Origin of the sequence: Segniliparus rotundus DSM 44985, from assembly GCF_000092825.1 — a bacterium.
GTDB classification, from domain to species: domain Bacteria; phylum Actinomycetota; class Actinomycetes; order Mycobacteriales; family Mycobacteriaceae; genus Segniliparus; species Segniliparus rotundus.
The window spans coordinates 1,077,653-1,101,461 of record NC_014168.1 but is presented as its reverse complement, the minus strand read 5'-3'; the positions used below and the strand labels follow the sequence as shown (position 1 = coordinate 1,101,461).

The window sequence follows — 23,809 nt, the reverse complement described above, 5'->3', positions numbered from 1 at the left end:
CCTAGCACCTTATTGAAAATGATTTTCAATAAGGTGCTAGGCTTGCTCCCCCGACGAGAGAATCCCCTGGCAGCAGAAAAGCACCCACGCGCGCACGCCGTCCTGCGTCCCCGCCGCGTAGCCGTCGAGGCGTTGCCGGTACGCGCGGCCCGAACGCAGCCAGAACGATTCCGGCAAAGCGAGGTCACGAGGATCGGACCCCGTCGCGACCAGGGTCAATCTGCTTGCTGCCCGCGCGACGAGCCCATCCGCCGCGCCGAACGGTTGCAGGGCCAGGATCTCGCCGTGCGCGATCGAGGCGAGAACGGGCGCGGGCGCTTGTGTGCCGCCTGCGACCAGTTCTGCCAACGCGGTGAGCCGAGCCCCGACCTCCGGGTCGGCCTTCGGCCTGCCGAGCTGCTCGACGGGGATGTCGAGATCCGCCGCTGCAAGCGTGTGCAGCCGCGCGAGTACCTGGAGCGGCGCGCGCCGCCATGTCTGCCCGAGACGGCCGAGCTCTTCGGCGACTCTGACCGCCCCGGCCAAAAGCGGATCAGGGTCGTCCTCTTCGCGCTCGCGCAACGAAGCGCCCTCGAGCAGGGCCGAGCACCGAGCCGCCCGACGAGACGTCTCCGCCGCGGCCTTCTCCCAACCACGCAAATGCTGACGAGTCAAAGCGGCGAGGAAATCCTGCGCCTGCGAGGCCGTCTCCGCCACCCCCGGCAGCGCGAGCACACCAGAAAGCGGATCGCTTGGACGCATCATCGACGAGCAAGCTTATGTCCGGGGATCGCCGACAGCAGGCGCTGGGTGTATTCCTCGCGGGGGTTTTCGAAAATCTCCGCGACCGGCGCGTGCTCCACCGCCGCGCCCTGGCGCATCACCAAGACCTCGTCGGCGATCTGGCGGACCACCGCCAGATCGTGCGTGATGAACAGGTACGAGATCCCCCGTTCCTCCTGCAAAGCCTGCAGCAGGTCGAGAACTTGGGCTTGCACGAGCACATCGAGCGCGGACACGGCCTCGTCGCAGACGATCAGCTCCGGCGAGAGCACCAATGCCCGAGCAATCGCGACGCGCTGGCGCTGGCCGCCGGAAAGCTCATTGGGGAAGCGCCCAAGCATCGACTTGGACAGGCGCACGGAGTCAAAAGCCTCGGCGACCAATCGTTGGCGGGTCTTCTTGTCACCGATGCGGTGCGTTTTCAGCGACTCCTCCACCGCCGCGCCCACGGTGTGCATCGGGTCGAGCGAGCCGTAGGGGTCCTGGAACACCACTTGCATCCGCCTGCGCAGCGCCAGCTGCCCCTGCCGATCCGCCGCGAACACGCTCTTGCCGTCGAACAGCACCCCGCCCTCGGTCGGATGCTCAAGCCCCAGCGTCATCCGACCCAGGGTGGACTTGCCCGAGCCGGACTCGCCCACCACGGCCAGGGTTTGGGCGCGACGAACGGTGAAACTCACCCCGTTCACAGCGGTGAACGGGGTTTTTTGCCACGGGAGGCGACCGGGGAGCTGGTACACCTTGCGCAAGCCGGTCGCCTCAAGGAGCGGCGCGCCCGGCTCAGCGCTTTGGACCAGGGTTTCGGTGGCGATCCCCGGAGTATCCGGGGATGCAATGCAATGCGCCGCCGCAGATCGCACATTGAGTCCCGGAGCGGCTGCGAGGAGGGCGCGGGTGTAGCTGTGCCCTGGTTGCGCGAGCACCGTCGCAGACGGCCCGGACTCAACAACACGGCCCTTGCGCATGACCACGACCTCGTTCGCCCGCTCGGCGGCGAGGCCGAGGTCATGGGTGATCAGTAACACCGCCGCGCCCAGCTTCTCCTGCATTTCGGCGATCAGGTCGAGGATCCGCCGCGCGACGGTCACGTCCAAAGCCGAGGTCGGCTCGTCGGCGACGATCAGCTTAGGGCGGCACGAGAGCGCCATGGCGATCAGCACACGCTGGCGCATTCCCCCGGACAGCTCGTGCTGGTACTGCTTGGCCCGCCGGGCCGGATCGGGGACCCCGACCTCGTCGAGCAGCTCCACCGCCCGCTCGCGCGCCGCTTTGCCGCCAGCTGCGCCATGCGCCCGCAGGGTCTCGGCGATCTGGAATCCGACCGGCCACGCCGGGTTGAGGTTGGACATCGGGTCTTGTGGGATGTAGCCGATGTCGCGGCCGCGCACGGCCCGCAGCTCCCGGCTGGAAAGCCGCAAAAGATCCCGCCCGCCGAACACGATGCGGCCGCCTTGGACTCGCCCGGCTCTGGGCAAAAGGCCGAGCGCCGCCGTCGCGGTGGTGGATTTCCCAGAGCCAGACTCCCCCACGATCGCGAGCGTCTCGCCGGATCGGACGCAGAAACTGACCCCGTGCGTGACCTGCGCGGCGCCGTACGCGACCGAAAGACCGTCGACCTGCAGCAAAGGCTCGCTCAACGCCGTCTCGCCTTCGGGTCCGTGGCGTCGCGCAGCGCGTCGCCGAGCAGGATGAACGCCAGCACGGTTGTGCCGAGCGCCGCCGCCGGGTAGAACATCATCGCCGAGCCCTCCAAGAGCCGAGCCTGGCCGCTGGAAATGTCGGCGCCCCAGGACACGACCGAGGGCGGCAGGCCGATGCCCATGTAGGAAAGGGTCGATTCGGCGACGATGAAAACGCCGAGCGAGATCGTCGTGGTGGCGATGATGGGGCCGAGAGAGTTGGGCAGGATGTGCCGCAGCAGGATCTTGGGCGTGGAAACCCCGAGCGACCGAGCGGCGAGCACGTAGTCTTTGGACCGAGCCATGGCCGCGGCGGCTCTGGCGACACGGGCGATTTGCGGCCAGCTGAAGACGGCGAGGATCGCGATGATCGTGAAGACTCCCCGTTGCGGCAAGATTTTCAGCAGCACCACGGCGGCGAGGATCAGCGGCACGCCTGCGAAAATCTCGGAAGCCCTGGACAGCACACCGTCCGCCCAACCTCCGAAATACCCCGCGAGGACGCCGACGAAGCCGCCCACGAGGAACACCGCCAGCGCAGTGCCCACGCCGACTTCCACAGAGGCCCGCGCGCCGTGGACGGTGCGGGAGTAAATGTCGCAGCCCTGGAAGTCCACACCGAAGGGATGCGCCGCGCTCGGCGGCGACTTGCTTTGCTCGAGGTCGCAAGAACGCGGGTCTGTGCCGCTGAAAAAATCTGGGGCTGCCACGAGAGCCAGGACGAACAGCAGCACCGCTGCGGAGACCCAGAATTTCGTGCTTCGCCGCAGCTGCGACCACGTTTCACCCCAGTACCCCTTCGCTGGGCGCTCGGCAAGGGACGCGGCCTGGGGCTCTGGCTCCTCCGGAGCGACATAGTGGGTCACGCGCTCCTCCTGACGCGGGGGTCGAGCAAGGCGTACAGCAAGTCGACCAGCAGGTTCGCGAACAAATACACGACGATGATGACCGTCACGAATGAGACCACCGTCCCGCTCTCGCCGCGGATCACGCCTTGATAGATGGCATTGCCGACCCCGTTGATGTTGAAGATGCCTTCGGTGACCACGGCTCCGCCCATGAGCGCGCCGATGTCCGCGCCGACGAACGTGATGACGGGAATGAGCGAATTGCGCAGGATGTGCACGACGACCACCCGTCCTCGCGAGAGCCCTTTGGCGGTCGCCGTGCGGACGTATTCCGCGTCCGCGGTCTCGGACACCGAGTCGCGGGTCAGGCGCACCACATAGGCCAAAGAGACGAGGCCGAGGACCACGCCGGGCACAAAAAGCCTCCCCCAGCTCGCGTCCGAGCCGACCGTGACCGGCGCGATCCCCCACTGCACGCCGAGGACGAACTGCGCGACGAGACCGATCACGAAGATGGGGATCGCGATGACGACCAGGCTCGTGAAGAGCACCGCGGAGTCGAACCAGCGGCCTTTGCGCAAACCCGAGACCGTGCCGAGCGCCACTCCGCCGATCAGCTCCACCGCGCCGGCGAGCAGTGCGAGCCGCGCGGTGACCGGGAATTTCTCCGCCAGCATGTCCGCGACGGGGCGGCCGGAGTAGGAGGTTCCGAAGTCGAAGGTGAGGATCCCTTTGAGGTAGTACCAGTACTGCATGGCGAACGGCTGGTCCAGGTGGTACTGCCGACGCAGGTTCGCCTCGACGTTCGGGGCCAGCTTCTTGCCGCCGCCGAGCGCCGCGATCGGGTCCCCCGGCAAAAGGTAGACCATGGCGAACAGGAGGAGCGTCGCTCCGAGGAAGACCGGGACGAGCTGGAGCAGCCGTGCGATGAGCACGCGGGTCATCGGAGGCCGTCCTTGAGCTGCAAATTCTCAAAGTCCGGCGCGCCGTTCCATGTGGAGCGCGGATTGTCGAGCCTGGTCGAGTAGCCCGCCACAGCCACGTAGTCGAACATCGGCAGCACCGGCAAGTCCTCGAAGAGGATGCTCTGCGCCTGCCGGATGGAAACGAGCGCCGCTTGCCTGTCAGGCGCCGACTCCGCCTGCCGGAGCAGCTCGTCGAACCGGGGGTTCGCGTACAGCGTGTCGTTCGAACCCGCCGAGGTGACGAATTGGGTTTCGAGAAAATTCAGCGCGGTCGGATAGTCGCCCAGCCAGCCGTTGCGGAAAGGACCGGGCATTTGGCGCCGGGTCGCCAGGTCGCGGACTTCCTTGAACGACTGTTTGGGCATGCCTTCGGCGGAGATCCCGAGAGTGCGGCGCAGGTAGTTCGTCGTCGCGTCCACCAGCGCCTGATGGCCGCCATCGGCGTTGTACACGAAGAAAAGGGTCCCCTGCCACGGGGAGATCCTGTCCGCCTGCGCCCACAAAGCGCGGGCCTGCTCCGGGTTGTAGTCCAGGACCGCCGAGCCGGGGATGTGCGGGTCGAAGCCCGGCAGCGCCGAGGAGGTGAAGTCGCGCATCGGTGTGCGGGTGTCGTAGAAGATGACCTTCGCGATCTGCTCCCGGTTGATCGCTTCGATGATCGCGCGGCGGCGCAGCCGCCCCTCTTCGCCGTTGAAATGCGGCAGATAGAACGGGATGGAGAACTGCAAGTTCTGCGCGGTCGGTTGCTTGAGCCAACGGTCGCCGAGGTCGCGCTTGTAGACGCCGAGGACGTTGTCGGGCAACAAGTACAGGAAGTCGAGATTGCCGCCGACGAGATCCGCGTAGCCCGCCTCGTGGGACTGGTAGAAGATCAGCGAGAGGCCGTCGTTCTTCACCCGGCGCGGGCCGTGGTAAGCGGGGCTGCGCTTGAGGTCGATCCGCACGTTGTGCTGCCACGCGTCCGGGCTGGCGAGCTCGTAGGGGCCGTTGCCGATCGGGCGCTCGCCGAACGCCCGGACGTCGCGGTACGCCACGCGCGGCATCGGGTAGTACGGCGACCAGGCGAGCGCGCTCTTGAAGTCGACGGCGGGCTGGGAAAGCGTCACGGTGAAGACGAGGTCGCCGAGCACCTTCAGCCCGGACATCGCCTTGGACCTCGGCGGATCGGCCGCGAGATCTTCGTAGCCCGCGATCTTCTCGTAGGCCGAGGCTTGCAACTGCGCGTTGGTCGAGAGCGCCCCGAAGTTCCACGCGTCCACGTACGAGCGCGCGGTCACCGGTTCGCCGTTGCTGAACGTCTGGCCCGGCCTGATGTTGATCGTGTAGACGAGTCTGTCGGCGGAGAGCGCCACCGACTCCGCCGCGTCCTCGTGCGGGTTGCCGTCCGCGTCAAGGTATTCGAGCCCGGCGAAGAGCCGGTCCACGATCCAGCCGCCGCCGATCTCGTTCGTGTTCGAGGGGATGAGCGGGTTCTGCGGCTCGATGGAGAGCACCGTGATAAAACGGCTGTCCGCCCCGGCCCGCGTCGGCGCGCACGCGGCCAAAGCGCCGACGAGCACGAAGACCGCGACCGCCGCTGAAAACATCTGTCGCGCGGGCAGCGGGCGGCGGTTCGAAACACCCTCGCCCAGGAGTTTTCGATGGAATTGAGCGATGCACCGCCGCACCGGCATTCTCCTCGTCACAATCACAATTGGCGCCGCGCGCCACCACAAGTGGCCTAACGCTAACGGAGAACGGCCATGACCGCCACTCGGAACGTGGCCGAGCACGGTATAACTTTGTCACTTGCCCGATAGCCCACGTCACACCCCTGGGTTAGGCTTAGAGCTGTGACGCAGCAAGATCTCGACGTGTACGCCCCCGGCCCGGAGTTCGCCTTGGCCGCGAACGCCGGCGCTGAGCTGTACGAACAGGCAGGCAAAGATCGGCTCGCGTTCTGGGCCGAACAAGCCGCCCGGCTCGATTGGTCGACGCCGTTCGAGCAGGTGCTCGACTGGTCTGAAGCCCCCGTCGCGAAGTGGTTCGTCGGCGGGAAGCTCAATGTCGCGGCGAACTGCCTGGACCGGCATGTTCGCGCCGGGCTCGGCGACAAAGTCGCGCTGCACTGGATCGGCGAGACCGCAGAACGCCGCGACATCACCTACGCCCAGCTCACCGAACTGACCAATCAGACAGCGAACCTCTTCGCTTCCCTGGGGATCGGCGCAGGGGACCGAGTCGCGATCTACCTTCCCATGATTCCCGAGGCCATCGCGGCGATGCTCGCCTGCGCGCGCCTCGGCGCGACGCACACGGTTGTTTTCGCCGGGTTCTCCGCGCACGCCCTGAAGACCCGGATCGCCGACTCTCGGGCCGCCTTGGTCGTCACCTCGGACGGGCAGTACCGCCGAGGCGCCCCTGTCGAGCTCAAGACCGCTGTGGACCAGGCGCTGGCCGATCTGGACGCGGACGGCGCGAACCCGGTCGAACATGTGCTCGTCGTGCGCCGCACCGGGATCGAGGTGGAGTGGACCAAGCGGGACGTCTGGTGGGACGAGGCCGTGCCGCAGCAGCCCACCACGCACACCCCGGAGGCGTTCGACTCCGAGCATCCCCTCTTCTTGCTCTACACCTCCGGCACCACGGGCAACCCGAAAGGCATTCTGCACACCAGCGGGGGCTACCTCGTGCAGACCTCGTACACGCACCACCACGTCTTCGACCACAAACCCGAGACGGACGTCTACTGGTGCACCGCCGACATCGGCTGGGTGACCGGGCACAGCTACATCGTCTACGGCCCGTTGTCGAACGCGGCGACCCAGGTGCTCTACGAAGGCACCCCGAACCACCCCGACGAGCACCGGCATTTCGAGGTGATCGAAACACTCGGGGTGAGCATCTATTACACCGCGCCGACCCTCATCCGCACCTTCATGAAATGGGGCAGGCAAATCCCGGACGCGCACGACCTGAGCTCGCTGCGCCTGCTCGGCAGCGTCGGGGAGCCGATCAACCCGGAAGCCTGGCGTTGGTACCGCGAGGTGATCGGCGGCGGGAGGACGCCGATCGTGGACACCTGGTGGCAGACCGAGACCGGCGCCATCATGATCTCTCCCCTGCCGGGGGTCACCGCGACAAAGCCCGGCTCCGCGATGGCGGCCCTGCCAGGGATCAGCGCGAAAGTCGTCGATGAGCGCGGCGAGCCTGTCGCCCCAGGCTCCAACGGCTACCTGGTGCTCGACCAGCCTTGGCCGGCTATGCTGCGCGGGATTTGGGGCGATGCGGACAGGTTCGCAAAGACCTACTGGTCGCAGTACGAGCGGCAGCGCTGGTATTTCGCCGGGGACGGAGCCAGGTTGGACGAGGACGGAGCCCTTTGGGTGCTCGGCCGGGTGGACGACGTCATGAATGTCTCGGGCCACCGGATCTCCACTGCCGAGGTGGAGTCCGCGCTCGTCGGGCACCGTGACATCGCCGAGGCCGCGGTGATCGGCGCGTCCGACGAGACCACCGGGCAGGCCGTGGTCGCCTTCGTGATCCTCGCCCAGCACGCGCCGGCGCCGGAAAAAGAGCTGGTCGCCGAGCTCAAGCGGCAAGTCTCCACGGAAATCTCCCCCATCGCCAAGCCGAGGGACATCTACGTCGTCCCGGAGCTGCCCAAGACCCGCAGCGGCAAAATCATGCGACGGCTCCTGCGCGACCTGGCCGAGCACCGCGCCCTCGGCGACGTCTCGACATTGGTGGACCCTGGCGTCTTCGACGCGATCAAACACGCCGTTGAAAACAGCTGAGGCTCCGGGCCAACGCGCCTCTGGTTTCACGAATGCGCGCGGCGGATGGCAAGATAATGGTCCCGTGAAGAAAGGAACGATGTGAGCTCCCGCGAAACCGGCCCCACCATCCCCTTGACCGACCTCACCGCGCACGGCTCCGCCGGTTCGGAAACGAGCGTCGGCGACTTGGTGCGCGAGGCGAGCGTCCATGTCTCCACACTGGTCAGGTCGGAGATCGCTCTCGCGAAATCAGAACTGGTCCAGGACGGCAAGCGGGTGGCCGTCTCGGCGGCTTTCGTCATCGCCGCACTGGTCATCTTGCTGTACAGCAGCTTCTTTTTCTTCTTCTTCCTTGGCTGGCTGCTGATGGAGTGGCTGCCTGGCTGGGCGGCGTTCGGCATCGTCTTCTTGCTCATGGTGGCCGCCGCGGTCGGCGTCGGCGTGTTCGGCTATCGGGTGGTCCGCAAAATCTCCGGGCCGAAGAAAACCATCCAGTCGGTGAAAGACCTTGAGACCCTCATCCCGAAGCGGCAGAGCGAACCCGCCGAGGCCCCGACGGCATAGGCCGAGCCTTGCGCCCCGTCCAGGTCGCCGCGCCTGTTGATCCTTCTGCTGTCCGCCTCCCCGGCGATTGGGCGCATCGCGACATCCATGCCAACGGCCTGCGGTTCCATGTCGTTGAAGACCCCCGTTCCATGGACGACCACAACCGCCAGCTCGTGTTGTTCCTGCATGGCTTCGCGGAGTTCTGGTGGGCTTGGCGCCGCCAGCTCGCCCCCCTCGCGAGCGTCGGACTGCGACCAGTCGCCGTGGATATGCGCGGCTATGGCGACAGCGACAAACCGCCCCGGGGCTACGACGCGCACACACTCGCGTCCGACGCCGCTGGTCTCGTGCGTTCCCTCGGGCATTCCGACGCCGTGCTGGTGGGCCACGCGGAAGGCGGACTCATCAGCTGGGCCACGGCGGCGCTGCGCCCGGCTCAGACGCGCGCGGTCGCTGTGGTCTCCGCGCCCCACCCGCTCGAACTGCGCCGCGCGATGCTCACCGACGCCCGCCAGGTCGCAGCGGCCCTCCCCTCGCTCGTGCGCCATCAGATTCCCCGGCTCGCCGAGCGCTCGCTGCGCCGAAACGACGGCGAGGGCGCGGCGCTGCTCCTTCGGGAGCGCTCCGGGCCGAACTGGCGCGGCACTGCGGACTTCGCCGAGACTGAACGCCTCGTGCGCATGGCGGTCCAGATCCCCAAGTGCGCGCATCTCGCACTCGAATACCAGCGTTGGGCGTTCCGCAGCCAGTTCCGGCCGGACGGATGGCGTTTCCGGCGCCAGATGCGCCACCAGCTCCGCGTCCCAGGGCTGCTCCTGCGCGGCAGCGACGACCCCTACGTGCTGCGACCCGCGATGGAGCGCAGCTCGCGGTGGTTGCGGGTCGCGCAGTCCGCGACGATCCCCGGCTCAGGGCACTACGCGCACCAGGAGAACCCCGACGCGGTCACCGAGCAGCTCCTGGCCTTCCTCGGGAGCCTGTCGGCCCCTTGACGACGTCGAGCGCCTCAACGACCCTGCTGCGGTCCCACTGGCGAGCCCATCCCGCCTCGGAGAGCACGGAGCTGAGCACAGAGCCGGTGAAGCCCCAGACGAAGAGGTCTGGGAGGTCGAACGCCGGGCCCTTGAACCACCGGCCCCGCCTGGCTGTCAACCGGTTCGCGGGTTCGACAAGCTCGTCCACGCCGACTGGGCGGACCAGGTCCGTCTCTCCGGGGTGCATCGGGCGCACTGGTGAGGGCCGCTGCCAATAAGCCAGCACCGGAGTCACGTCGAAACCCGACGGCGGGACGAAGACCGGGTTGAGCGCCCCGAACGGGAGCACGCCGTCAAGATCCACGCCGGTTTCCTCGTTCGCCTCGCGGAGCGCGGCGTGGACCAGGCTGGCGTCTGCTGGCTCCAACGCGCCCCCGGGGAACGCGACTTGGCCGCTGTGCTGGCGCAATGTCGTCGCCCGCCTCGTCAGCAACACCGAAGCGTCGGCAGGGCGCTCCGCCGCCGCCCCGTCCCCGCCGATGAGGATCAACACCGCTGCCTCGCGCACCGCCTTGTGCCCGGCGAGCCGCTGGGACAACCACCGGGGAACCCGCCCGCGCGGCTCTGGCCGGAAATGCTGCACGCGCAGCGCGAGCGGGCGCAGCCACTGCGGCAGCTCAGCGGGGTCGGCCAACAGCTCCGTCATGACAAGAGCGCCGTTGAATACGAAGTTTTGACCAAGCGCTGCGCAAGAGCGCGCTCGGTTGGGCCGACGCCGAAGCTCGGGCAGTCCGCCGCGAGGGAGCAGGCCCCGCATGCCGGGCGCTGGGCGTGGCACACACTGCGGCCGAACCAGATGATCCGGTGCGAAAGGTCCGTCCATTCCTTGCGCTCGATCAAGGCCGCCACGGCGAATTCGATTTTGACCGGGTCGGTCTCCTCGGTCCACCGCCATCGGCCGACGAGCCGGGCGAAATGGGTGTCCACGGTGAGCCCGGGAACGCCGAACGCGTTGCCGAGCACCACGTTCGCCGTCTTGCGCCCCACGCCTGGCAATGTCACCAGCTCCTGCAAGGTTCGGGGCACTTGGGCGCCGAACCGCTCGCACAACGCGGAGCCGATGCCGATCAGGTTGGCCGCTTTCGCCCGGAAGAGGCCGATCGTGCGAATCAGCTCCTCCACGTCGGCCTGGTTGGCTTGGGCGTAGTCCTGCGCGGTCCGGTAACGCGCGAAAAGGGCCGGGGTCACCATGTTCACCCGGACGTCCGTGGTCTGCGCCGACAGGACAGTGGCCACCAAAAGCTCCAGCGGGTTCGTGAAACGCAGCTCGCAATGCGCGTCCGGGAAGAGCTCCGCCAACGTGCGCGACATGCGCCGAGCGCGCCGAACCAAGCCGAGGGGCGCTTTCGGCTGGTTCTTGAACGCGGAGGCGGCGGGCATCGCACCCAGCCTAGAGCACGGCCCGCAAGCGGAATCCGAGACCGAGCGTGCGAGTATTCCGTTGCCGCGCTGAGACCTGGGTCGAGTTGACTACGGGCATGCAAGAACTCCTGGTGGTGTTCACGCCCGCCGTGTTGATGGTGTTCGCGCTCGCGATGCAGCGCTTGGAAACACATCTCGGCAAGCCCGGTCCCCGCGAGGACGAAGTGGAAGCATTTCTGTTGCACGCGAGCCCGACTGCAATGAACACGTTGGCGTATGAGGGACTGTCCGAAGCCCTGGAAATTTTCGACATCCGCCAAGAACGGGCGAAAGCTGCGAACCCGGTCTGAGCGAGGCGGGCGGCGGCCCCGTCCGCTCCTGCCGCCTCCAAGCGGGACTGTTCCAAGCGGAACAGCAAAACATGCCCATGTTGGGCGCGGAGCTGCTTCACATGATGCAAGCGGTATGGTAGAACACTTGCGAAGGGTGACAGCCCCCCGTGAGTCCTACCCGAGACGCCGAAGGCGGGACTCCTCGAAATATATATTGTGAAGGAAGGCGCGCAGATGGAAGAGGTCCTCTCCCGAGCAGGCATTTTTCAGGGTGTCGAGCCCGCAGCGATCGCAGCGCTGACCAAAGAGCTTGTGCCGGCCGAGTTCCCCAGGGGCCATGTGATCTTCCATGAGGGTGAGCCAGGCGACAACCTGTACATCATCGTCTCCGGCAAGGTCAAAATCGGCCGGCAGAAAGGCGACGGGCGGGAGAACTTGATTACGATCATGGGCCCCTCCGACATGTTCGGGGAGCTTTCCGTGTTCGACCCCGGCCCGCGCACCTCGAAGGCCACCGCGGTGACCGAGGTCCGGGCTGTGACCCTGGACCGCGAGGCGCTTCGCAGCTGGATCACCCAGCGGCCCGAGATCGCGGAGCAGCTGCTCCGCGTGGTCGCCCGAAGGCTGCGGCGGACCAACAACACCCTTGCCGACCTCATCTTCACCGACGTCCCCGGCCGGGTCGCCAAGGCCCTGCTGCAGCTGGCCCAGCGTTTCGGCACCCAAGAGGGCGACGCCCTCCGGGTCACCCACGACCTCACCCAAGAAGAGATCGCCCAGCTCGTGGGCGCTTCACGGGAGACGGTGAACAAGGCGCTCGCCGACTTCGCGCACCGCGGCTGGCTGAAACTCGAAGGCAAATCGGTCCTCATCAGCGACAGCGAGCGCTTGGCCCGACGCGCCCGCTGAAGCGACCCCGGCTCGTGTTCAGCCGACCTGCTCGCGGCGTAAGTAGCGCAATTGCACCTTGGTGGAGCTGAGCGCGGACGGCAGGAGCTTCGCGTCCACGTCGCGGTAGACCTCCCGGGTCACCTTCCACGCCGATGCGTTCGGGCCGAGCTTGGCCAGAGCGCTCCGGACCTGTTCCAGTCGCTCCTGCCGGTGGCGCAAGCCGTCCTGCGCGGCGGCGGCCACATCTGCGAGGTGCGGCCCGTGGCCGGGCAGTCCGACGACCCCCTCGCCCACGGACATGAGTTTTCGCATGGAACGCAAATAATCCCCGAGGTCGCCGCTGCTCCGGTCGAGGACTGTGGAGCCGTAACCCAGAATCATGTCGCCAGTCAGCACAGCCTCCACCTCGTCCTGGTCGCCGTGCACGAGGAACGACGCGGAGTCCGAGGTGTGTCCTGGCGTTGCGGCAACAGTGAGCCTCACACCGGCGATCTGCAACCTTTGCCCGTCCTTGACCGCGTTGATCGAGCGGGACGACGGCGCGAGGAAGCGCAACGGCGACTGGGATTTGGCCACCATTGTCGGATTCACCGCGAGCACAACAGGCTCGCGGCCCGAGGCGGCGAGCCGGCGGCGAAGGGCGGGCAGCGCCCGCACGTGGTCGGCGTGGTGATGCGTCAAAAGCACAGCCGCGACTGGGCCGAGGGCGGCAATCCGTCGCACATGGTCGGCCGCGTCCGGGCCCGGGTCGACCACGACGCATTCGCGCGCGCCGGGAGCGCGGAGCACCCATGTGTTGGTGCCCTCCAACGTCATAATCGAAGGATTGCGCGCCAAAAGGACCGAAGCGCGTTCCGTGACCGGGCGCACGACCTCGTACGCTGGGTGGCTCAGTCGATCCGGCTCGCCCATGGCTCCTCGCCTACGAGGCAGATTCCACCAAAACGGTCAGTTCGACCTCGACGGGCGCGTGCAACGGCAGCGCCGCCACACCGACAGCGGAGCGCGCATGCGCGCCAGCTTCGCCGAAAACCTGGCCGAGAAGCTCCGAGGCTCCGTTTATCACGCCAGGCTGCCCCCCGAAGTCTGGGGCAGAGGCGACGAACCCAGTCACTTTGACCACACGCACGACAGCGTCGATCCCCACCAGGTCGTGCACAGCCGCCAGCGCGTTGAGCGCGCTGAACTGGGCCAACGCCTTCGCCTGTTCTGGATCGACGAAGTCGGGTCCGACGCCGACGACGCCTGTCCGGGGAAGCTTCCCGTCCACGTAGGGCAATTGGCCGGAAGTGTGGACCAAATCGCCCACCCGCACAGCGGGCACGTACGCGCCCGCAGGCTTGGCGACGGGGGGCAGCGTGATCCCGAACTCGGCGAGGCGGTCAGACCAATTGCTCATTTCTTCCTCTTCAGGTAGGCGATGTGGCTTTCCCCCGTCAGACCGGGCAGGACAGTCACCAATTCCCAGCCGTCTGATCCCCATTGGTCCAAAATCTGCTTGGTGGCATGCGTTATCAGCGGCACGGTGACGTACTCCCAGGCGGGGCTTGCGTCTTGTTGAGGGGACACGCAAGACACTGTAGCCCTTTCGCTTATTGTGGTCAGATGCGGACCTCACAGCGCACGGAGGCGGTTGCCCCGTCGGAATCCGCCCACGACCTTTGGCCCGCCCGCGCCAGACGGGCCAAACTGCATTTTGTCTCGGGCAAGGGCGGGGTCGGCAAAAGCACCCTCTCCGCGGCCCTGGCCATCGCCCTCGCGTCCTCCGGGCGGCGAGTGCTGCTCGTCGAAGTGGAAGGCAGGCAGTCGATCGCCCACCTTTTCGACGTGCCGCCGCTGCCGTACGCGGAGACAAAAGTCGCGAGCGCGGCGAACAGCGGCGAAGTGTGGGCGCTGGCGATCGACGTGGAGTCCGCGATCCTCGAATACTTCGAGATGTTCTACAACCTCGGTTTCGCGGCCAAAGCCATGCGAGCGGTCGGCGCGGTCGATCTCATCACCACCATCGCCCCTGGCCTTGACGACGTCGTGTTGACCGGAAAGATCTACGAGATCGCCACGCGGAGCCAGAGCTCCGTCAAACGCAGCGTCTTGGGCAAACCGCCGAAGTCCGGCACCTCGCGCTACGACGCCATTGTCGTCGACTCGCCGCCGACCGGCCGTGTCCACAACTTCCTCAACGCGGCCTCGGCGCTGCAAGGGCTCGCGAAAGGCGGCCCGATCTTCCGGCACGCGGAGAACGTGTCCGCCGTGCTGCGCTCGCAGGACACCGTGGTGCACCTCGCGACCATTCTCGAGGCGCTGCCCGTGCAAGAGACGGCCGAAGCGGTCGCCGCGATCAAAAAAATCGGCGTCGGCGTCGGCGCGGCGCTCGTGAACCGCTCGACCTCGCAATACCTGACCCAAGAACAGCACGAAGCGGCGGCGCGGGGCTCCGTGGACGCGGACACGCTGCGCAAAGGCCTCGGCGCCGTCGGGCTCGACCTCGCCGAGGATGACTTCGCCGGTTTGATCACCGAGACCATCGACCACGCGGTGACGCAGGCCCGGCAGCACGAACAGGGCGAGGCACTGGCAGAACTGGACCTACCGCAGCTCCCATTGCCCCTGCTCGCCGGCGGGGTCGACCTCGGCGCGCTCTACGAGCTCGCCGAAAAACTGACACAGATGGGGGTGCGATGAGCGCGATCAACATGACCGCCCCGCCCAAGGCGCTCCTGCAAGATCCGACGACGAAAGTCCTCATCTGCTGCGGCTCCGGCGGGGTCGGCAAGACCACGACCTCGGCGGCTATCGCGCTGCACGCCGCCGAACTCGGCAGAAAAGTCGTGGTGCTGACCATCGACCCCGCCAAACGGCTCGCCCAGGCATTGGGCGTCGTCGAATTGGACAACACCCCCAAACAGGTGCCGCTGCCGAAGTCCGTCCCCGGCGAACTGTTCGCGTTGATGCTCGACATGCGCCAGACCTTCGACAACATGGTGCTCTCGAACGCCTCCCCAGAACGCGCCCAGACGATCCTCGCCAACCCTGTCTACCAGACCATGGTCACCTCGTTCTCCGGGACGCAGGAGTACATGGCGATGGAAAAGCTCTCCCAGCTGCTCGCAGACAGCCGTTGGGATCTGATCGTCGTGGACACGCCCCCTTCGCGAACCGCGCTGGACTTCCTGGACGCCCCGAAGCGGATGGGGGGGTTCCTCGACGGCAAGCTGATCCGCCTGCTCACCAAACAGGGGCGGGGCGTCGGGCGTGTGATGAGCGGCGTTTTCAGCGTGGCGTTGCGCGGCATCTCCCTGGTCATCGGCAGTCAGACGCTGCACGACGTCTCCGCGTTCGTGCAGTCCGTCGACACCGTGTTCGGCGGCTTCCGCGAGCGCGCCGAGCGCACCTACCGGCTGCTCTCGCGGCCCGGAACAGCCTTCATCGTGGTCACAACGGCGGAGTCCGACTCTTTGCGGGAGGCCGCCTTCTTCACAGACCGGCTCACCGCAGAACAATTGCCGCTCTCGTGCATTCTCGTGAACCGCACCCACCCGCCGATCTCGGCGCTGTCGGCCGCGCAGACCGCCCAGGCGGCCGCCCGTTGCGACGAAGACCCCTCCGAACCGAGCGCGCAACTGGCCAAAGCCGTCCTGCAAGCCCACCTCGAACGGTTGGAAATCGGCTCCACGGAGCTGCGCCACCTGCGCGCGTTCACCCAGAGCCACCCCGACGTCCGGGTCATCGGCGTCCCCGCCCTCCCCTTCGGCGCGAACGACCTGGACGGGCTGCGCAACCTCGCCGAGCAAATCACAGCGGACTAATCCGGCGAGAGCTTCGCTTTCTCGCATTGTCAGGACGAGCCGTTACACTGACGGCACTATGACTTCACCTACGTCGTCGTCTCAGCCGGGCTCTGTGGGGAACACCCTGATGCGCTTGCTCTGCTACACCGTCCTCGCGGGAGTGCTCATCGCCGGGATCTGCTTTCCGCTCGTCGGCGGCGGCGCGCTCGCCGCCGGAGGCATCGCGAGCTCGATTGAGAAGTTCGCGGGAGACCTCTTGGCCGGCAACGTCCCCGGCGTGAGCACAATCCTCGACAGCAAAGGCAACACGCTCGCCTACGTTTACGAGCAGTACCGGATCGTCGTGCCCAGCGACAAGATCTCCCCCGACATGAAGCTGGCGCTGGTCTCGGTCGAGGACAAACGGTTCAACTCGCACGACGGCGTGGACTGGCGCGGCACGATGCGCGCCGCGCTGACGAACAACAGCGCTGGCGAGGTCCGCCAGGGAGCTTCCACGATCGATCAGCAATACATCAAGAACTACCAGCTCCTCGTCCTCGCCAAGAACGAGGAGCAACGCCGGGCCGCGACCGAGCTCAGCCCGACCCGCAAGCTGCGCGAGATCCGTGCGGCGCTCAGCCTCGAACGAGCGCTGACCCTGCAATTCCAGGAGAAAGACCACCTTGACGAGGACGCGGCCCATGAGAAGGCGAAGGACGAAATCCTCACCCGCTACCTCAACCTCGTCCCGTTCGGCAACGAGACCTACGGGATCGAGGCGGCCGCGCGGACCTATTTCGGCATCTCGGCCAACGAGCTCGATGTGGCCAAATCCGCGATGCTCGCCGGAATGGTCCAGTCCAGTTCGCTGCTCAACCCGTACACGAACCCGGACGGGGTGACCGAGCGGCGCAACACCGTGCTCGACACCCTCATCAAGAACGTCCCCGCCAGGGCCGCCGAATTCGAGGCGGCGAAAGCGCAGCCCCTCGGCGTGCTGCCCGAGCCGCAGCACTTGCCGCACAACTGCATTGAGGCCAACCCGAACAACGTCGGCTTCTTCTGCGCGTATGTGTTGCAGTATTTGGAAGAGAGCGGGCTCAGCCAGGAGCAGATCGAGCGGGACAACCTGACCATCAAGACCACGCTCGACCCCGACGTGCAGGCCTCGGTGCAAAAAGCTGTGAACTCTGTCGTGGACGCGAAAAGCAGCAACATCGCCGGGGTGGAGAGCATCGTCGCCCCGGGGCAGCTCAACCACAAAGTGCTCGCGATGGCCTCAAGCCGCTCCTACGGCCTTGACACCGACAACCATCAGACAGTGCAGCCCGAACCGTTCTCGATGGTCGGCGACGGCGCGGGATCGGTGTTCAAAATCTTCACCGTGGCCGCCGCGATGGAGAAAGGGCTCGGCACCAGCGCGACACTCGACGTCCCCTCCTTCTATCAGGTCAAAGGCATGGGCGACAGCAAACGGCCTGGCTGCCCCGCCACCTACTACTGCGTGAAGAACGCTGGAAACTATCGGGGCTCGATGTCGATCACCGACGCCCTCGCGACCTCGCCGAACACCGCCTTCGTGAAACTGCTGTCCCAGGTCGGCGTCGCGCCCGCAGTGGACATGGCGATCCGGCTGGGGATGAGCTCGTACGCGGAACCAGGCACCTCCGGCCACGGGGACATGAGCTTGGCGGACATGTTCAAAAAGGAGAACCTCGGCTCGTTCACCCTCGGCCCCACCGCCGTCAATCCGCTCGAACTCTCCAACGTCGCCGCCACATTGGCCTCCCACGGCCGCTGGTGCCCTCCGACTCCGATCGAGGAAGTGCGCGACCGGAGCGGCAAGAAAATCGAGCTGCATGAGAAATCGTGCAAACAAACCGTCGCCAGCGGGTTGGCAGACACCTTGGCGAACGCGCTGAGCAAGGACGACCTCCCGCCCGGGACTTCCGCCGCCCCTGCCGCGGCGGCCGGATGGCATTTGCCGGTGTCGGCGAAAACAGGCACCACCGAGACGCACCGCTCCTCCGCGTTCCTCGCCTTCACGAACCACTACGCGGGAGCCTCGCTCGCATACGGCGACACGAAGACGCCGGGCGAGATCTGTGTCGGAGCAACCCTGTACACCTGCGGAGACGGCAATCTCTACGGCGCGAACGTCGCGCCAATGTGGTACAAGGCGATGGCTCCGATCGCGGAGAAGTTCGGCCCGATCTCCTTGCCGGACCCTGATCCGTTCTATGTGCAGGGCTCGCCGAAGAGCCATATTCCCAACGTGATCGGTCAGCTCAAAGACGACGCGGTCCGGCAACTCAAGGACTTGGACTTCCCAGTCACTGTCGTCACGGACTACCGATGGGAGCCCAAAGACACCGTGATAAGCCAGACCCCTCCCGGCGGCGGCAACAGCGTGGTGCCTGGTGTCGCCGTCACCATCCATGTCAGCGACGGCAATGCGCCGCCGCCGCCTCCGCCGCCTCCTGAGGAGGACGACGGCGGCCTCGGCGACTTCGGGACGCATGACAGCGAGGAGGATTCTGGCGGGGGCGGCGATCAAGGGCCGCCTTGAAGGCCTGGAACCCGTCCGGGATTCCCCGGCGGGCTCGGCAATCTGTTTCCGAATTTCCCCGGTTGGCCCCCGCAACGGCCCGGCAACCAGAGAGGGAACTGAGCCGCTCTCAACAGGAGGCAGGCGGGAAGACCTGGCGCGGCCGGCGCGGAGTCAGCGATGCGCGGCTTTGAGACGGAGTAAAGTAATTTTCGATGAGTACTGGTGACACCCGATTTCCATCCCGAGTCCTCAAGGCAGGGGCTCAAGCCGCGGCTGGGGCTGCTGTGCTCGGACTCGGCTACGCCTCTTTGGTCGAGCGGGTCGCGTTCTGTTTGCGCGAAGTGACCCTCCCGGTGCTCTCCCCCGGCTCTCGGCCGCTTCGGCTGCTGCATCTCTCCGATCTGCATATGACTCCGGGGCAGCGTCTCAAACAGCAATGGGTTCGAGAGCTCGACGCGCTCGAGCCGGACCTTGTTGTGGACACCGGCGACAATCTCGCGCACTCCCGCGCCGTGCCCGCCGTGGTCCAAAGCCTCGGCGGTCTGCTCGAACGGCCAGGGCTCTTCGTTTTCGGCAGCAACGACTACTTCGGTCCCACACCGAAAAATCCGGCCCGGTACCTGCGCAAAGACAAAGGCAAGCGAACGCACGGCGAGCCGCTCCCTTGGCAAGACCTGCGCGCCGCGTTTCAAGAGCGCGGCTGGATCGACGCGACGCACAGCTTCCACGAATTCAATGTCAACGGCGTGCGGGTCGCCGCAGCGGGCGTGGACGACCCACATCTGAGCCGCGACCGCTACGACGCGATCGGAGCGGCCCCCAGCGGGCATGTCGGGCTCCGCCTCGGCCTCACTCATTCGCCAGAGCCGCGCGTGCTCGACCGTTTCGCGGCAGACGGCTACGACCTCGTCCTCGCAGGCCACACCCACGGCGGGCAGTTACGTCTGCCCGGTTACGGCGCAATCGTGACCAACTGCGGAATCGACCGCGCCAGGGCTCGCGGGGCCTCCCAGTGGGGCCAACGCACTCGCCTGCATGTCTCAGCGGGTCTGGGCACTTCCCCTTACGCTCCAGCGCGGTTTTGCTGCCGGCCAGAGACCACCCTGTTGACATTGGTCGCGAAACCGCCTGAAGGCCCAGCCGCGCGACAAAGCAACGACATCCCTGTTGGGGCCGCCCATCCCATCGGGGACTAGCGCGCGATCAGTTTGGCCGTGCAGCCCCGCTGAGGTAGTATCGACTGGCTTGCCACCGGGGTGTGGCGCAGCTTGGTAGCGCGCTTCGTTCGGGACGAAGAGGCCGTGGGTTCGAATCCCGCCACCCCGACACTGTTGGTTGAGACAGTACAAGAGGCCCCGGCCTGCGTTTCCGCAGGCCGGGGCCTCTTGTTTTTTCAGATCCGCAGATCGCCTAACTGAGCCTCACTACGCAGTCGCTACGCAGTGTTTCTAGCTGGCCTTGCCGCGCACCGCCCTTGCCGCCTTGTCGAGGGCTTCGGCGACGGCTTCGAGGTCGTCGTGGAACAGGGCGGCGTAGGTTTCGAGGGTCATGGCGGCGGACTTGTGCCCCGGCATCGTCTGCACGGCCTTCACGTTCGCCCCCGCGCTGATCGCCAAAGACGCCGACGTGTGCCGCAAGTCGTGCGGCGTGATCTTCGGGAACTCGGGTGTCGTCGCTTTGCCGGTCCTCGCCCGCTCCTCTTCCCGCGCTTTCCTCGCTACGTCCTGTTGTGCCGTCACTGCCTTCGTGAAGACGCGAGGCCGGTAGTGCGAAACCCTCAGCGTCTCCCCCACTGCCGATCCGAATACTAGGTCTTCGCGGCTTTTGCCCTCCATGAGCGTTGCAAGCTCTTCGGAGAGGAAGGAGGGGAACGGCACCGAGCGCCGCTCGTGGTTTTTCGCCGTGGACCAAACCAGCCTGCCTTTGACCTCGGCAACGGCGTGGACGACGTTCACGCGGCGACGGAGCATGTCGAAGTTCTCGACGCGCAGCGCGGCCATCTCGCCCCACCGCAGCCCCGTGTAGGCGAGGAACCTCACCACTTCCGGGCGCAGGCTCACAGCTTGCGCCAGTTGCTCGACTTGGGCATGGGTGAGGTAGCCCCGCTGCTTGTGCGCACGACGGGGGGCCTTGATACCCGCGCATGGGTTGCGCGGGATGCGCCGATCCTCCACGGCCATGTTCAACACCATCCGCAGCACGCCGAGCGCGTTCTCAATCGTCGCAGTGGTGTGTTCCCGGTACCCCCCGAGCTTGTGGAGCCCTGTTGCGTGGGCCGTGGAATCCTGAAACCCATACAGGCTCCGGGGCGCGATGCGGCCCGTAGGAGCAGGAGGCCGTGAGCGGGGTCCACCCCCAGGGGGCGCGAAGATCACTAGATCGCGCGCAAGCCACGCCAGGCCGGGGGTAGTGACTGATATTCCCCCGGTGGAGCCCCCCCCGCGCGCGCGTGGGAGCCAAGCGGGAGGGGATAGGGAGTCAAGATTACGGATGCTCACACCCTGTGGGGTACGCCAGACGTACAGCACAACCAGTACCGCACTTACCCCTCAAAGCCGTCAAGTCCTGTCTGGCCGTTCCGCTCCTGGGCGTGCCGCAGCACCTCTTTCCGCCGTTGCCTCCAACGTTTGTGCTCCTCCTGTGGACGCCAGAACTCTATGGCGTCCTCCCCGACCCCGTAGAACGGATAGTGACGGCCCGCTCTTTCATCAGCTGCCCGCGAAGGGCGTCGCCCGTTCTGGAGCAACGGTCCTTCGGCGACTGTCGAGGGCTTGCGCCGTTTACGGCTCAGTTCTCGCGGGGCTCTTTCGCGCACGTACACCGCCGCCAACGCACACGCGGTCGCGAGCATGACACCGCTGCCGTAGACCCACGAGGCGACGGAACACACCTGCACCAAATCGTCGTCCGAGCAGGAGAGAACCCATTCGGCGGTTTCGTCCTCGCCGTAACGGCGCAAGTCTTCTGCGATCATCTCAGCAGTCGTACCCACCATGAACGCGATCCTATCCCAAGGAACAGAAACCCTTGGGCAGAGCCGGACGCTACGCGCCGCCCGCCTGCCGCCGCTGATCGCCCACGTCGGCCTGCGCGCTCTTTCCGGGCGCTGCGCTCTCCGCGCGGCCCGCGACCGCCCCAGGCGCGGGCTGAGCTCCGTCCGTGGCGCTGGCCGAGGCCGCCGCGTTTTGCTCGCTGGTGTCCGCGTACTCGGGCAGCTCGCGCAAATGCCAGCCCTCGGGGATCGCGTGGTGGTCGTAGTAGTGCTGGAAGATGCCGATGGCGTCTTGCGCGGTCAGCACCTCCGAGGGGCGAACCGACACCTGGTGGTCGCCAAACTGCACGACATCCGACTCTGCTGGCTCCCCGGCCGCGCTCGGGCAACCGACCACATACTGCCGGTACGAGCCGTCCGCCTCACGCCGCTTGATCTCCACAGTCAAACGCGCAGCCGTCCCAGCCGTCTGAATCCACTCCTTCGGATCGATCCTGTTATCTTGGTTTGCCCCTTCTGGAAGCCTGTAGAACCTATAAAACGTGTGGACATCATCGAAACCACCGTCCCTACCAAGACGGTTAATTCCTATGGCGATTTGAGCTGGCACTTCCTCTGGGAATTCGCTCAGCCAGGATGAAATTGTCCCCTTGGTGGTGCCCGACACCTTAGCGTGTGTCGGCTGCCTTCTCGTTGTCGTGGTCAATGTCCTGGTCCTTCGCTTGCCACGTCCATACGCCTGAACGAGGTGACTTGCACGGTCTTCGCTTCGCCGCCCTCCACGACCGTCGCGTAGACAGGTTCGCCTCGTGCGATTTGGTCTCGAAGCGCCTGTTGGTTCGGCGTGAGGCTAGCTGACCCTGATTTTACCTCCACGGCCTCGTAGGTGCCATCGGGCTTCTTGGCCAGCCCATCGGGGTAAGTGTTGACAGGCTGGCCGTCCTTGCCAGTCACCTGGATAGCACGCTTATCAGTGGTGAGCGGTCGCCCAGGGTTTTCCTCTTGGTAGTCCGCAAGTCCTTTCGCCTCGGCGTCTTTGCCGTAGCCTGAGCCGCCCGCGAACTTGCCGTCCGGGGTTCGTGGCTGGCCCCGGTATTCCATGACGGTGACTTGGTGTTTGTCGGCGGCTTGGCCGAGGTCTGCGATTCCTGCGCCCGCCGCGGTGACCCCGGTGGCGATGGCTCCCGCGCTGACCACGTTCGCGGGGACGCCGACGACCGCGCCGACGCCGGTGGCGTCCAGGGCGACGCCGCCGACCTCCCCGCCCACGCCCAGGTCCGCGAGGGCGAGGCCCCCGGCGACCATGAGCACGTCGCCGGGATGCGTGGCGGCGGCGTAGGCCCAAGTGGCGGCGGTGTTGACGGTCTCGGCGGCGACGTTGTAGGCGAGGTTCTCGACCTGCTGGACCGCCATGTCGGCGTAGGCGAGCATCTGTTTGCCGAACGCCTCCGCCTCCGCCACCAAGGGCGCGAGCAGGTGCGCGACCGACGAGGCTTCGGCTTTGAAGTTGTTGACGATGGCCTTGATGTCGTCGATGATGCGCTGCACCTCGGCCTTGCGCCCGTGCAGCCAGTCCCACCCGGCGTGCAAGAGGCTTTCGGGGTTGCCGAGCTTGGACGCGAGGTCATGAATCTTATCTTGCACGTCCTGCACATGGGCGGCGTAGGTCTCCAACTTGCCCGCTATCGAAGAGCATTGCGTCCCGGCGGCTTCTAGGCTGCTGATCGCGGTCGTGAACGCGGCGCCCATCTTCTCAGCCTCGGGGATACGCTGGTCCGCCGCCACATCCTTCGGCCCGGAGAGCGCGGCGGCTGCTGTGTGGCAGGCTTCGGCCATCTGCTTCCACACCCCGGCGGCGGCGCGCATCTGCTCCGGCTTCCCGTTGGGCACGAGCATTCCGATCAGCGACTCTATCGCTTTCAACCACCCCGGAGTGCCTTGCCCGCCCTCGGCGCTCGGCGGCAGGCGCGAGGACTTCGGGGCGGTCGGTGCGGGGAACTCCAACGGGCTCGCTGTGCTCGGCCCCATGCTGGAGGCGTGGTTCGCGTTCGCGTAGTTCGCCGCCGACGCCTGGCAGCCGTCCCCGATCCGCGCCGACCCATTGATCGTGTCCACCACGGCGAGCACAAGGGCTTTCGCCGCCTCGTTGTAGGCGTGGGCCACCTCGACACCGCTCGGGTCGTCGCCGCACATCCCCGACGAACCGCCCAGTTGCCCGACCAGGGCCGCGAGCGCGCCGTTCAGCACCCCGGAGGCATCGACAACCTTCTTGCCCGCGTCATAGAGGGCCTGGGGGTCCGGGGCGAGCGGAGCCAACCT

General features: G+C 66.6%; 23 protein-coding genes and 1 tRNA gene. 10 read left to right on the top strand and 14 right to left on the bottom strand.

Going from position 1 to position 23,809, the window contains the following annotated elements; translation table 11 throughout:
- Positions 1 to 36: 36 nt before the first annotated feature.
- From SROT_RS05635 to SROT_RS05615, 5 genes are read right to left on the bottom strand one after another with little or no spacing between them, the layout of a single operon-like run.
- Positions 37 to 741: a Fic family protein gene (locus tag SROT_RS05635; protein WP_013138052.1), complete on the bottom strand. Its 705-nt coding sequence runs from the start codon at positions 739 to 741 to the stop codon at positions 37 to 39.
- Positions 741 to 2,399 carry an ABC transporter ATP-binding protein gene (locus SROT_RS05630; RefSeq protein ID WP_041406979.1) on the bottom strand — a complete coding sequence of 553 codons (1,659 nt, stop codon included), beginning with the start codon at positions 2,397 to 2,399 and terminating at the stop codon, positions 741 to 743. The genes SROT_RS05635 and SROT_RS05630 overlap by 1 nt, the downstream gene beginning before the upstream one ends.
- The gene (locus tag SROT_RS05625; RefSeq protein WP_013138050.1) at positions 2,396 to 3,307 is read right to left on the bottom strand and encodes an ABC transporter permease; all 912 of its coding nucleotides are present in this window, start codon (positions 3,305 to 3,307) and stop codon (positions 2,396 to 2,398) included. Before SROT_RS05625 ends, SROT_RS05630 begins: the two co-directional genes overlap by 4 nt.
- The gene (locus SROT_RS05620) at positions 3,304 to 4,233 is read right to left on the bottom strand and encodes an ABC transporter permease (RefSeq protein ID WP_013138049.1); all 930 of its coding nucleotides are present in this window, start codon (positions 4,231 to 4,233) and stop codon (positions 3,304 to 3,306) included. The genes SROT_RS05625 and SROT_RS05620 overlap by 4 nt, the downstream gene beginning before the upstream one ends.
- Entirely contained in the window at positions 4,230 to 5,840 is a 1,611-nt protein-coding gene (locus SROT_RS05615) for a peptide ABC transporter substrate-binding protein (RefSeq protein WP_041407711.1), read from the bottom strand. Before SROT_RS05615 ends, SROT_RS05620 begins: the two co-directional genes overlap by 4 nt.
- A 246-nt stretch (positions 5,841 to 6,086) precedes the next feature.
- Between SROT_RS05615 and acs the strand changes: the two genes are divergently transcribed.
- The 3 genes from acs to SROT_RS05600 all read left to right on the top strand — a co-directional run bounded on the left by acs (position 6,087) and on the right by SROT_RS05600 (position 9,550).
- The gene (gene acs / locus SROT_RS05610; protein ID WP_013138047.1) at positions 6,087 to 8,030 is read left to right on the top strand and encodes an acetate--CoA ligase; all 1,944 of its coding nucleotides are present in this window, start codon (positions 6,087 to 6,089) and stop codon (positions 8,028 to 8,030) included.
- Between the two features lie 81 nt (positions 8,031 to 8,111).
- Positions 8,112 to 8,576: a phage holin family protein gene (locus tag SROT_RS05605; RefSeq protein WP_013138046.1), complete on the top strand. Its 465-nt coding sequence runs from the start codon at positions 8,112 to 8,114 to the stop codon at positions 8,574 to 8,576.
- An 8-nt stretch (positions 8,577 to 8,584) separates the two neighbouring features.
- Positions 8,585 to 9,550: an alpha/beta fold hydrolase gene (locus tag SROT_RS05600; protein WP_013138045.1), complete on the top strand. Its 966-nt coding sequence runs from the start codon at positions 8,585 to 8,587 to the stop codon at positions 9,548 to 9,550.
- On the opposite strand, the gene SROT_RS05595 is transcribed toward SROT_RS05600, so the two are convergent.
- Positions 9,504 to 10,238 (bottom strand): NUDIX hydrolase, encoded by a 735-nt coding sequence (locus SROT_RS05595; RefSeq protein WP_013138044.1) that lies wholly within the window; start codon positions 10,236 to 10,238, stop codon positions 9,504 to 9,506. The two genes, SROT_RS05600 and SROT_RS05595, sit on opposite strands and share 47 nt — an antisense overlap.
- Positions 10,235 to 10,972 (bottom strand): endonuclease III, encoded by a 738-nt coding sequence (gene nth, locus SROT_RS05590; RefSeq protein ID WP_013138043.1) that lies wholly within the window; start codon positions 10,970 to 10,972, stop codon positions 10,235 to 10,237. Before nth ends, SROT_RS05595 begins: the two co-directional genes overlap by 4 nt.
- A gap of 98 nt (positions 10,973 to 11,070) precedes the next feature.
- Here nth and SROT_RS05585 point away from each other — a divergent pair, with 98 nt between their 5' ends.
- Together SROT_RS05585 and SROT_RS05580 are read left to right on the top strand one after the other, a co-directional pair.
- Positions 11,071 to 11,304 carry a hypothetical protein gene (locus SROT_RS05585; protein WP_013138042.1) on the top strand — a complete coding sequence of 78 codons (234 nt, stop codon included), beginning with the start codon at positions 11,071 to 11,073 and terminating at the stop codon, positions 11,302 to 11,304.
- Between the two features lie 216 nt (positions 11,305 to 11,520).
- Entirely contained in the window at positions 11,521 to 12,195 is a 675-nt protein-coding gene (locus SROT_RS05580; protein ID WP_013138041.1) for a Crp/Fnr family transcriptional regulator, read from the top strand.
- Positions 12,196 to 12,213: 18 nt separating this feature from the next.
- Here SROT_RS05580 and SROT_RS05575 read toward each other — a convergent pair whose 3' ends face one another.
- The 3 genes from SROT_RS05575 to sp36 are packed head-to-tail and all read right to left on the bottom strand — an operon-like array spanning position 12,214 to position 13,755.
- Positions 12,214 to 13,089, bottom strand: a complete 876-nt coding sequence (locus SROT_RS05575; protein ID WP_013138040.1) for an MBL fold metallo-hydrolase — start codon at positions 13,087 to 13,089, stop codon at positions 12,214 to 12,216.
- A 10-nt stretch (positions 13,090 to 13,099) separates the two neighbouring features.
- Positions 13,100 to 13,576, bottom strand: coding sequence for a RidA family protein (locus tag SROT_RS05570; protein WP_013138039.1), 477 nt, complete (start codon positions 13,574 to 13,576; stop codon positions 13,100 to 13,102).
- Positions 13,573 to 13,755, bottom strand: a complete 183-nt coding sequence (gene sp36, locus SROT_RS16425) for a Sp36 family protein (protein WP_013138038.1) — start codon at positions 13,753 to 13,755, stop codon at positions 13,573 to 13,575. The genes SROT_RS05570 and sp36 overlap by 4 nt, the downstream gene beginning before the upstream one ends.
- Before the next feature lie 27 nt (positions 13,756 to 13,782).
- Between sp36 and bagA the strand changes: the two genes are divergently transcribed.
- From bagA to SROT_RS05545, 5 genes are all read left to right on the top strand, one after another.
- Positions 13,783 to 14,859 carry an ATPase BagA gene (gene bagA / locus SROT_RS05565; RefSeq protein ID WP_013138037.1) on the top strand — a complete coding sequence of 359 codons (1,077 nt, stop codon included), beginning with the start codon at positions 13,783 to 13,785 and terminating at the stop codon, positions 14,857 to 14,859.
- Positions 14,856 to 15,983, top strand: a complete 1,128-nt coding sequence (gene bagB, locus SROT_RS05560) for an ArsA family ATPase (protein ID WP_013138036.1) — start codon at positions 14,856 to 14,858, stop codon at positions 15,981 to 15,983. The genes bagA and bagB overlap by 4 nt, the downstream gene beginning before the upstream one ends.
- Positions 15,984 to 16,041: 58 nt before the next feature.
- Positions 16,042 to 18,516, top strand: coding sequence for a transglycosylase domain-containing protein (locus SROT_RS05555; protein WP_245535368.1), 2,475 nt, complete (start codon positions 16,042 to 16,044; stop codon positions 18,514 to 18,516).
- Positions 18,517 to 18,710: 194 nt separating this feature from the next.
- Complete coding sequence (locus tag SROT_RS05550) at positions 18,711 to 19,694, top strand: metallophosphoesterase (RefSeq protein WP_013138034.1); 984 nt, start codon at positions 18,711 to 18,713, stop codon at positions 19,692 to 19,694.
- Between the two features lie 56 nt (positions 19,695 to 19,750).
- Positions 19,751 to 19,824: transfer RNA gene (locus SROT_RS05545), tRNA-Pro, on the top strand.
- Between the two features lie 122 nt (positions 19,825 to 19,946).
- On the opposite strand, the gene SROT_RS05540 is transcribed toward SROT_RS05545, so the two are convergent.
- From SROT_RS05540 to SROT_RS16705, 4 genes are all read right to left on the bottom strand, one after another.
- Entirely contained in the window at positions 19,947 to 20,690 is a 744-nt protein-coding gene (locus tag SROT_RS05540; protein ID WP_049773297.1) for a tyrosine-type recombinase/integrase, read from the bottom strand.
- Positions 20,691 to 21,040: 350 nt separating this feature from the next.
- The gene (locus tag SROT_RS05535; protein ID WP_013138032.1) at positions 21,041 to 21,493 is read right to left on the bottom strand and encodes a hypothetical protein; all 453 of its coding nucleotides are present in this window, start codon (positions 21,491 to 21,493) and stop codon (positions 21,041 to 21,043) included.
- A 49-nt stretch (positions 21,494 to 21,542) separates the two neighbouring features.
- A complete protein-coding gene (locus tag SROT_RS17000) occupies positions 21,543 to 21,938 on the bottom strand; it encodes a hypothetical protein (protein WP_245535367.1) in 396 nt (131 codons plus the stop codon).
- Between the two features lie 254 nt (positions 21,939 to 22,192).
- Entirely contained in the window at positions 22,193 to 23,806 is a 1,614-nt protein-coding gene (locus SROT_RS16705; RefSeq protein ID WP_013138030.1) for a hypothetical protein, read from the bottom strand.
- Positions 23,807 to 23,809 lie beyond the last annotated feature (3 nt).

What these genes read in the sequence shown, in the direction of transcription:
- SROT_RS05635 (WP_013138052.1), bottom strand. Translation starts at nt 741, where the DNA reads ATGCGTCCAAGCGATCCGCTTTCTGGTGTGCTCGCGCTGCCGGGGGTG.
- SROT_RS05620 (WP_013138049.1), bottom strand. Translation starts at nt 4,233, where the DNA reads ATGACCCGCGTGCTCATCGCACGGCTGCTCCAGCTCGTCCCGGTCTTC.
- SROT_RS05615 (WP_041407711.1), bottom strand. Translation starts at nt 5,840, where the DNA reads ATGTTTTCAGCGGCGGTCGCGGTCTTCGTGCTCGTCGGCGCTTTGGCC.
- SROT_RS05595 (WP_013138044.1), bottom strand. Translation starts at nt 10,238, where the DNA reads ATGACGGAGCTGTTGGCCGACCCCGCTGAGCTGCCGCAGTGGCTGCGC.
- nth (WP_013138043.1), bottom strand. Translation starts at nt 10,972, where the DNA reads ATGCCCGCCGCCTCCGCGTTCAAGAACCAGCCGAAAGCGCCCCTCGGC.
- SROT_RS05585 (WP_013138042.1), top strand. Translation starts at nt 11,071, where the DNA reads ATGCAAGAACTCCTGGTGGTGTTCACGCCCGCCGTGTTGATGGTGTTC.
- SROT_RS05580 (WP_013138041.1), top strand. Translation starts at nt 11,521, where the DNA reads ATGGAAGAGGTCCTCTCCCGAGCAGGCATTTTTCAGGGTGTCGAGCCC.
- SROT_RS05575 (WP_013138040.1), bottom strand. Translation starts at nt 13,089, where the DNA reads ATGGGCGAGCCGGATCGACTGAGCCACCCAGCGTACGAGGTCGTGCGC.
- SROT_RS05570 (WP_013138039.1), bottom strand. Translation starts at nt 13,576, where the DNA reads ATGAGCAATTGGTCTGACCGCCTCGCCGAGTTCGGGATCACGCTGCCC.
- bagA (WP_013138037.1), top strand. Translation starts at nt 13,783, where the DNA reads ATGCGGACCTCACAGCGCACGGAGGCGGTTGCCCCGTCGGAATCCGCC.
- bagB (WP_013138036.1), top strand. Translation starts at nt 14,856, where the DNA reads ATGAGCGCGATCAACATGACCGCCCCGCCCAAGGCGCTCCTGCAAGAT.
- SROT_RS05555 (WP_245535368.1), top strand. Translation starts at nt 16,042, where the DNA reads ATGACTTCACCTACGTCGTCGTCTCAGCCGGGCTCTGTGGGGAACACC.
- SROT_RS05550 (WP_013138034.1), top strand. Translation starts at nt 18,711, where the DNA reads ATGAGTACTGGTGACACCCGATTTCCATCCCGAGTCCTCAAGGCAGGG.
- SROT_RS05540 (WP_049773297.1), bottom strand. Translation starts at nt 20,690, where the DNA reads ATGGTGTTGAACATGGCCGTGGAGGATCGGCGCATCCCGCGCAACCCA.
- SROT_RS05535 (WP_013138032.1), bottom strand. Translation starts at nt 21,493, where the DNA reads ATGGTGGGTACGACTGCTGAGATGATCGCAGAAGACTTGCGCCGTTAC.